We start from the raw sequence: 2,360 nt of genomic DNA, 5'->3' as shown, positions 1-2,360 counted from the left end.
GAGGCCGACATGGGGCGCATCTATGTCTATGACCTGGACGGCGACTACCTCTGCACCGCCGAAGATCCGGCGATCACTGGCGTCAGCCGTGAAGAGGTTGGCGTAAAAGCCAAGATCATTCAAAAAGAGGCGATACAAGAAGAGCGCCGCCGTCTGAAAACCGCCGCCCAAAAAGTTACCAAGCGCGACGTTGCCCAACAGATTCTGGACCACCGCGCATCAGAAGGGCGTGCCGAAAAAGTGCGCCATTTTCCACGCCCAGAGCAAGAGCACACCAGCGCTGGCATTGACGCAGCCCGAGCTGCCCTGGCTGCGCAACAGGCACAACCTACCGCCGATCTGCCAGCGCTACCGCCCCTGGAACAACCGTCGGCACCGCGTGCCGCACAGGTGATTCGTCCTGAGTTCAGTGTGCCGGTCATCCGGCCCCCCGAGGATATGGAGGAGCGCTACCTGTACGCCCTGGACATTGCGGCACGTATAGAAACCAGCACTGCAGATGCCTCAGAGGCCGCCTGGTACAGCCGATTTAAAAACAGCAGCGCTTACAAAACCGGCCGCGATCTGCACCTGATGCGGACCGGACAAATAACCCTAACCGGCCGTTAAGACCGGATTAACACGGTTTAAACCCGAAAAAAGAAGGAAATCAGAATGTCGAACATAGCCGGAATCACCAACGTGGCCTTGACCAACCAAGCGATGGTGCAACTGCAAGAGCGTAGCCCCAGCCTGCCAGGGTTGGGAGTGCTGCATGGACACAGTGGCGTCGGCAAATCGTTTGCCGCCAGTTACGTCGCCAACGCTCACCGAGCCTTCTATGTGCAGTGCAAAAGCACCTGGACACGTAAGAAGTTTCTGGAAGCCATTCTGCGTGAAATGGGCATCATGCCCGCCAAAAATTTGGCAGACATGAACGAACAAGCCTGTGAAGAACTGATGCAATCAGGCCGCCCGCTGATCATCGACGAGGCCGACTGGCTGGCAGACAGCAAAAGCCACGTCATGCTCGCAATGGATCTGTACGAAGGCTCCCAAGCCGCCATTCTCCTGATCGGCGAGGAGCGACTGCCTGCCAAGCTAGCCAAATTTGAAAAAATTCATAACCGCATCTTGAAATGGGTGCCCGCTCAACCGTGCCAAATGCGCGACGTGCTGCAGCTCACTGAAATCTACGCCCGAGACATACAAATCGACGAACAGCTGCTGTTGAACCTGTTGGATGCCACCAAGGGTGTTACCCGTCGGGTCTGCGTCAACCTGGAGAACATCCGCAACTGGGCGGCCGACAACGGCACCAATCGAGTGACGCTAGCCAACTTTGACGAGCCACTATTTACCGGCCAAGCGCCACGGGGGCGTAACGTATGAGTCGCCAGCCAGCCTATATGAGTCAGGGCCGCGGGCAAGATGCCATCTGGATCGGCATTCGAACGTTAGCGTGTTTCACCACGCCAGAGCTATACCTCTGGCTTTCAAAAAAAGGCACCAGTGTTCATACCATGACCATTTCAAGCTATCTCAAGCGTCTGCAACTGGGCGGCTACCTGAGTGTTGAAAAGGCTGAAAAGAAGGGCCAGCCAAATACCTGGACACTGATCAAAAACACCGGGACTGAAACCCCACGCCTGAATAAAGAAGGCCAGCCAGTAACCCAGGGACGAGGACGAGAAAACCTCTGGCGCACCATCAAGGTACTGGGTGAATTCAGCTACCGGGAGCTGGCTGCCGCCGCCAACACCGACTCCGTCAAGGTCGAAGAACGTGATGCAGCGGAATACTGCCGCTACCTGACCAACGCCGGATATTTGCGGATCACTAAAGCGGCTCACAACGGCGGAGGACTCACCCGCTACCGCCTGATTCCTGGCAAAAATACCGGCCCACGTCCGCCCCAAATACAACGCACCAAACAGATCTACGACCCAAACCTGGGACTGGTGGTTTGGTCATCCCACCCCACCAAATCCACTGAATCAGAGGCCAACTGAAATGGAAGCCATCCCACTAGTCAGTACCGACGAACCCCGCTGGATGACCGAGCTGCGCCATCAATGCAGCAATCGCTCACAAGCCAAAGTGGCTCGTGAACTGGGCGTCTCTGGTGCACTGATCAGCCAAGTGCTTAAAGGCAAGTATCCGGGTGATTTAACCCGCATTGAAAAGCTCGTCCGGGGTGAATACCTGGGCGATACAGTCACGTGCCCCGTGCTCGGAGAACTGGCGTTAGACAACTGCCAGCGCTACCAGCGCCAGGCCGGAGCCACCCACAACCCCTTGCGAGTGCAGCTGTATCGCGCCTGCAAAACCTGCTCATACGCAGCCACTGCGGAGGCCAAACAATGAAATCACCCGCCAAC

Annotated in this window: 4 protein-coding genes; all 4 read left to right on the top strand. The window is 56.7% G+C overall.

What is annotated here, in order from left to right; translation table 11 throughout:
• On the top strand, nt 1-609 hold a 609-nt coding region (locus tag Q8W24_RS16645), incomplete at its 5' end, for a hypothetical protein (protein WP_305476013.1).
• A 45-nt stretch (nt 610-654) separates the two neighbouring features.
• Nucleotides 655-1,371, top strand: a complete 717-nt coding sequence (locus tag Q8W24_RS16640) for an AAA family ATPase (protein WP_305476012.1) — start codon at nt 655-657, stop codon at nt 1,369-1,371.
• Nucleotides 1,368-1,991 (top strand): hypothetical protein, encoded by a 624-nt coding sequence (locus tag Q8W24_RS16635; RefSeq protein ID WP_305476011.1) that lies wholly within the window; start codon nt 1,368-1,370, stop codon nt 1,989-1,991. The genes Q8W24_RS16640 and Q8W24_RS16635 overlap by 4 nt, the downstream gene beginning before the upstream one ends.
• 1 nt (nt 1,992) lies before the next feature.
• Nucleotides 1,993-2,346, top strand: coding sequence for a helix-turn-helix transcriptional regulator (locus tag Q8W24_RS16630; protein WP_305476010.1), 354 nt, complete (start codon nt 1,993-1,995; stop codon nt 2,344-2,346).
• Nucleotides 2,347-2,360 lie beyond the last annotated feature (14 nt).

The organism is Oceanobacter sp. 4_MG-2023 (assembly GCF_030689165.1).
Taxonomy (GTDB): domain Bacteria; phylum Pseudomonadota; class Gammaproteobacteria; order Pseudomonadales; family Oceanobacteraceae; genus Oceanobacter.
The sequence above is the reverse complement of the archived record's forward strand: the minus strand, read 5'-3'. Positions and strand labels throughout refer to the sequence as shown.

Coding starts and splice junctions, on each gene's coding strand:
- Q8W24_RS16640 (WP_305476012.1), top strand. CDS start 655: ATGTCGAACATAGCCGGAATCACCAACGTGGCCTTGACCAACCAAGCG.
- Q8W24_RS16635 (WP_305476011.1), top strand. CDS start 1,368: ATGAGTCGCCAGCCAGCCTATATGAGTCAGGGCCGCGGGCAAGATGCC.
- Q8W24_RS16630 (WP_305476010.1), top strand. CDS start 1,993: ATGGAAGCCATCCCACTAGTCAGTACCGACGAACCCCGCTGGATGACC.